This is a genomic window from Sphingobium terrigena (genome assembly GCF_003591655.1).
In the GTDB taxonomy this organism is placed as follows: Bacteria; Pseudomonadota; Alphaproteobacteria; order Sphingomonadales; family Sphingomonadaceae; genus Sphingobium; species Sphingobium terrigena.
In genome coordinates, this window is record NZ_QVRA01000058.1 from 1 (window position 1) to 6311 (window position 6311).

At 62.7% G+C, this 6311-nt stretch carries 4 protein-coding genes; all 4 read right to left on the reverse strand.

The features are described from left to right. Nucleotides 1-3215, reverse strand: a 3215-nt coding sequence (locus D0Z70_RS24000) for an error-prone DNA polymerase (protein WP_119750712.1), incomplete at its 3' end; no start/stop codon positions are given. Continuing rightward, nucleotides 3212-4765, reverse strand: a complete 1554-nt coding sequence (locus D0Z70_RS24005; RefSeq protein WP_081764063.1) for a Y-family DNA polymerase — start codon at nt 4763-4765, stop codon at nt 3212-3214. The genes D0Z70_RS24005 and D0Z70_RS24000, both read right to left, overlap by 4 nt. Beyond that, nucleotides 4686-5417, reverse strand: coding sequence for an ImuA family protein (locus D0Z70_RS24010; RefSeq protein ID WP_043150375.1), 732 nt, complete (start codon nt 5415-5417; stop codon nt 4686-4688). The genes D0Z70_RS24005 and D0Z70_RS24010 overlap by 80 nt, the downstream gene beginning before the upstream one ends. Nucleotides 5418-6114: 697 nt before the next feature. Further along, nucleotides 6115-6311: DUF6771 family protein (locus D0Z70_RS25130; RefSeq protein WP_220475709.1), on the reverse strand; the 197-nt coding region annotated here is incomplete at its 5' end.

A 6311-nucleotide genomic window follows, 5' to 3' on the forward strand; every position in this document is an offset into this window, starting at 1 on the left:
CGACCGAGCAATTTGCTGTCCGGGTCCCGGGGATCAGGTCCGCCGCCACTCTTCGCGCCATCGCCGCGCGCCGGGCGGAAGACGTTGGAAAGATCGCTCCGTTCGCCCACGCTTGCCAGTAATCCAGACAGATTTTCGAGCCGTTGGGCAATGACGTGAATGACCTCGCCTTCTTTCTGGACCTGACCGCGCACGCCGAGCATGGATGCGCCAAGGACAGTGCCGCGATTGGCCTCGAACACTTTGGTCCACACTACAAGATTTGCGATCCCGGTCTCGTCCTCGATGGTGATGAACATGATACCCTTGGCAGAGCCGGGCCGCTGCCGCACCATGATGATCCCTGCAAGATTGACCCAGCGACCATCGCGGATGTCAGAAAGCGCCGCGCACGGGACCATCTTCCTCGCTGCCAAATCCTCCCTGAGAAAGGTTACCGGATGGGCGCGGAGCGATAGCGCGAAGCTGCGATAGTCTTCCACTACCTCCTGGCCTTCCGCCATCGGCGAGAGCGCGACCTCGGGTTCGACCGCTTCGGCGCGGAGCTTCCCCTCGCGCTCGTCTGCTGCGGCAAAAAGGGGCAGGGGGCTGTCGCGCAACCCTTTCACATCCCACAGGCCAGTGCGACGGCTGTGCCGGAGCGAGCCGAAGCCATCAGCATCGCCGATCCGATCGAGCGCACCAGCACCCACGCCGGCTCTGCGCTGGATTTCTTCCACTGAAGCATAGGGCTCTGCGCCGCGGGCCGAGACGATCGCCGCGCCGTCCGGATTGGCAAGATCGCGGACCATACGCAGCCCAAGGCGCACGGCCTTGTACCGCCGGTTCCCCACTTCAAGCGTGCAGTCCCAGCGACTATGGTTCACATCGACCGGGCGGACCTCAACGCCATGTTCGCGTGCGTCGCGGACGATTTGGGCTGGTGCATAAAAGCCCATGGGCTGGGCGTTCAACAACGCCGCACAGAAGACATCTGGATGATGGCATTTAAGCCAGGAGGAGGCATAGACGATGAGCGCGAAGCTTGCGGCATGGCTTTCGGGGAAGCCATAGGAGCCAAAGCCTTCGATCTGCTTGAAGGTCTGTTCGGCAAAAGCCTGCTCATAGCCGCGTTCGACCATGCCGCCGATGAGCTTGTCGCGAAAATGGCTGACCCCGCCGGTCAGCTTGAACGTCGCCATCGCCCGCCGCAAAAGGTCCGCCTCGCTGGCGGTGAACCCGGCACACTCAATGGCGACCCGCATCGCCTGCTCCTGAAAGAGCGGGACGCCGAGCGTCTTTTCAAGGACCCGGCGCAGCTCCGGCCTGGGATAGCTGACCTTTTCCTTGCCTTCGCGGCGCCTTAGATATGGGTGGACCATGTCGCCCTGGATGGGGCCGGGCCGAACGATGGCGACCTCGACGACCAGGTCATAGAATGTCCTTGGCTTGATACGGGGCAGCATCGCCATCTGCGCCCGGCTTTCGATCTGGAAGACGCCAAGCGTGTCAGCCTTGCGGATCATCGCATAGGTTGCCGGGTCTTCGGCCGGTATCGTGGCTAGGTCGAGGTGGATGTCCTTCTCCTCGCGCAGGAGATCGAAGCCGCGTCGCATGCAGCTGAGCATGCCTAATGCCAGCACATCGACCTTCATAAACCCCATAAGGTCGATATCATCCTTGTCCCATTCGATGATCTGGCGATCATCCATGCGGGCAGGTTCGATCGGCACCAACTCGTCGAGCCGGTCGCGGGTCAGCACGAAGCCGCCGGGATGCTGCGAGGAATGGCGCGGCGTATCCATGAGCAGACGCGACAGCTCCAGCGTGAGGGCAAGGCGGCGATCGGTCATATCAAGATTGAGCTCGGCGACATGGCGGTCTTGCACACCCTCGCGGCTCCAGCCCCAGACCTGTCCTGACAGCGCGTCGGTGACATCGGTCGACAGGCAAAGCGCCTTGCCGACCTCACGGATCGCGCCTTTGGTACGGAAGCGGGAGATCACGGCAGTCAACGCACTATGGTTGCGGCCATAGGTCTCGTAGATCCATTGGATCACCTCCTCGCGCCGCTCATGCTCGAAATCGACATCGATATCGGGCGGCTCGCGTCGCTCGGCGCTCACGAACCGTTCGAACAGCAGTTCGGTGCGCACCGGATCGATCGAGGTGATGCCAAGGCAGTAGCAGACCGCCGAGTTCGCGGCCGATCCCCGGCCCTGGCACAAAATGTCTTTCGAGCGCGCAAAATCGACGATCGCGTGGACCGTCAGAAAATAGGGTGCGTAATCAAGCTGGGCGATGAGACGCAGCTCATGCTCCAGCTGGGCCCTTGTCTTGTCGTCGATGCCGTCTGGATAGCGGGCAGGGGCTTTTGCCCAGGTAAGGCGCTCAAGTTCCTGCTGCGGTGTACGCCCGCTTTTACCGATTTCATCGGGATATTGATAGCGCAACTCTTCAAGGGAAAAGCGGCATTGCTCGGCGATAGCGACACTTCGCCGAACTGGCCCTGTGTCCCCAAGATAGCGCACGAACAGCCGGTCCAGCTCGTCGGCGTCCTTAAGGTGCCGGTCTGCGATCTGCTCGCGTCGCTCGCCCAGATCGTCGATCGTGCATTTCTCGCGGATGCAGGTCACCACATCCTGCAGCATCCGGCGCTCGGGCGTGTGGTAGAGGACATCGCCGGTGGCGACGGTCGCGACGCGCGCCTGCTGTGCCATCTGTGTCAGGCGCCGCAACCGCAACGCATCGCCGGGTTGCCGCTGTAGGGTCAGCGCGAGGTAGCTGCGTTCCTGAAAGATCGATGAGACGCTGACGAGGTCCGCCTGCGTTTTTGCGTCATCGCTATTGGGGATAAGGATGGCGATCAGCCCCTCGCTCCATGTCGCGACATCATCCCAATGGAGTTCGCAGCTTCCTTTGCCGGCGCGCGATTTGCCGAGCGTCAATAGCCGGCAAAGGCGACCATAGGCTGCGCGATCGGTGGGATAGATAAGCAGGCCGGTGCCACAGGAAAGATCCAGCCTGCAGCCGTTGATGACGCGCACGCCCGTCGAACGGCCAGCGTCCCAGGCGCGCACCAATCCCGCCAGACTATTGCGATCCACGATGCCGATGGCAGGCATGCCCAGCATGGCAGCTGCGGTCAGCAGTTCCTCAGGCGAGGATGCACCGCGCAGGAAGCTGAAATGGCTCGTCGCCTGCAACTCGACATAGCGCTGATCGGCAAGGCTCATGCGAAGGCGCCATGGATGAACCAGGCCATGGGTCCGGTCGACGACCATTGGCCGTCGCCCAAGCGGAACAGCCAGTAGCGCCCGCCACCTTCGACCTCGACCTGGAAATAGTCGCGCACGAGATAGGGGCTGTCGGCTTCCAGGCCCTTGGCGCGCCACCATTCGCCCTGGAGGCGTTCGGGACCATCGGCCTGAACTACCTTGCGCCGCTTGCCCCGCCAGACGAACTGGGCAGGCGGATGGTCCGGCATCATCGCGATCACCTGGACCGGCTCAGGCGGGTCGATCATGCGGCCCGGGCGCGGCAGGACAGCGTTCCAGCGCCGATCCGCACCCTCGCGCAGCGCCATTGTTCGCTTGACCGTGCGTTCGGGCATGGCGGACGAGCAGGGCGTCGTGCCGTACAGCCGGTCATAGCCGAAACGGTTCGCCAGCGCGTCGATAAGGGCACCAAGGTCCGGGCCGCGATGCGTATCGCCTGCAAGATCAGCCTGTGCGCTGCGGAGTGGTTCGACGATCGGCGCGATCAGGATCATGGTCTCGATCCCAAGGCCTGGATCTATCCGCTCGATCCTGGGAACCAGGAGCTTTGTCAGATGCCGGGCATCCCTTGTAGGAGATGCCATCCCGATCCTGACGGACTGATATTGGCCATCGACCCGTTCGCAATGGAGGTCGAGGCGCCGCGCGCCGGTACCGTCCCGCATCAACGCAGCGCAAATGTCGTCGGTGAGATCGCCGATGACCTTCGCGATGGCGTCGGCCGTACCGATGGGTTCAAGAAGCCCGCGGCGCGCCTGGGGCAGTGACGGCGGGAAGATCGGGGCCATCGCCTCTGGCGCATGGCCAAGGGCCTGGTCGAGGCGGCGGTAGAGTTCATGTCCGTAGCGGCGCGCAATGGGACCGCGCGGCTCGGCAATGAGTTGCTCGATCCGGGTGAAGCCCATCTTGTGCAGATCGCTTGCCACTTTTGCCGGGATGCGCAGGGCGGCAAGGGGTAGGAGGCCGACCGCCTTCTTCTGGTCTCCAGGAACAATGATAACCGGGCGACCGGCAGGGACATGGCGCGCGACCGCATGCGCGCAGCCTGCCGTGTCAGCAACAGCGATCTGTGCTGTAAGGCCCGAGCCGTTCACCCGGCGGAACAGGTCCTTGACCAGCGCTTCCTCGCCGCCGAACAGTTCGCTGCATCCGCTGATGTCGAGCCATAGGCCATCGGGGTAATCGACCGCGACGAAGGGGGCGTAGCGCTGCCCTGCCCACAAGGCGAGCCGCTCAAGCCCTTGCGCGTCGGCCGCTTCGTCTGCATCGAGCACGTCAAGATCGGGCACCAGGGTCCTTGCCTTGGTGACGCTCATGCTGGGCGTGATGCCAAGGCTGCGGCCAAGCACGTCCACCGCCGCGATCAGCTTGCGACCGTGCGATTCTATGGCCGTGACAAGCGGCGGCCGGGATGGCGCTGCGTTCGCCTCAGACGGCGATACGCCACGCTTCCTGCTGATCCGGTCTGTCGACCAGTATGGCAGGTAGAGCGAGACGACCCTGCGCATCGCAGGCCTCCACTATCCAGCTTTTAGGTTCTGCGCCGCGGACGCGCTCGAGCGCGACCGACCAGCGCGGGCGGGCAAGGGCAGGGATGCCCAGATCTGCGCTCGGTGATGCCGTAACACGCCATCGGGTCTGTGCTGCAGAGCCCTCGATCAGTGCGTCCGCCTTGGCGGCGCGACGCAGGATGAACGCAGTCACCCCGGACCCTTCGGCAGCAAGCTGAAGCCGTTTCGACGCGGTCGTCGAGAGCTTTGAGACCTCGCCCACAACGCCGGCGACGCCAGCCACGCGCAGGCAATCTTCCATCGCGATCAGCGCGCCCTTGTCATCGCCAGGCTCGACGATGGTCAGGCGGTCAGGATGAAGGCCTGCAAGGTCGAGGGCAGGGGTGAACAAATCGCGCCAGCGCAGACACCAGAAAACCGGGCCTTCCATGCGCGCCAATATGCCTGCGATGAATATCGTTGCGGCTGCGTCGTCGCAAATGTCGGGAGAGCCCAGAACCTCATGCAATGCGCCGGTTGCAAGACCATTTCCGGGCAGATGATCGTCGATATCGTCAAGGCCGAAAGGATGGACGCCATGACGGCGCCCATCGCCCGTCACATGGGCGATCGACGAACGCAAATCCTCGAGGATGGCATTGCGGGGCATTCCTTGGTCTCATCGGTCTAACAGTGTGTTCCCTTCCTGTTCTCCATGACTCCCCGGACTGTCAAGTTAGTCGAGCGCATGTTTCGGGGTGAACGAGGTCCTGCTTGGGGCATCCGACGGATCCAACGTCATGGATTCCCTGAATCGTTTCGCGACGCGATCGTGAGTTCACAAAATATCGAGCGCGAGAGAAAATCGAGGGGCGATGCCCGAATCGAAATCGCCAAATCATTCGGTCGCTGTTCGCCGTGTTCGCATTCCGAATCGGGGACCATCAAAGAGAAGCAGATGTCTGTTTACCAGCACTCGAAACAGGAGAGATCAGGCTGGTGACGTTCATCCGGCGTTCCGAAGCTAGGAACCAGGCGGGTTCACCCGGCAGTTTCGAAAATCGATATCGTTATCGAGTACCAAAGCGACCATCTCGCCATCTATGATCAGGGCAGCGCCTGTTGCTTCAAACCGTCGCCCAAGCGATGAGTCCCGTGGCCTGAGCGCGACCGTCCGTCTCCCGATCGTTACGAGCGCGCCATCCCGGCTGATCTTGGCAAGGAAGGTTCGACCGCCGTCGCAATATATGGTCAGCTGCTCGCTGTCCGATGCGCAGGCTGCGGTCGGAACAGCGGCGACAAGCAGGGCAGGGAGGAGAAGGCGTCCCATCGAAACAGATGCTCCATGGGAGGGTCCCACGCGAAGCTTAACCTTCCGGCTCCAGCGGCGTTCCGTGCGACAGCGCATCGACGATCATGGCGGCGAGTGTTTCTTCGGCCCGTCCACGGGCGTTGAGGTCCTTTGACGACAGGTCGTGGCGAAGCCATTGCGGCGCGCGCGCGATGACACGCATGATGAGCTCGGAAGTCTCTTGGTCCATTTGGACCCTATGGGTGGTCGCGT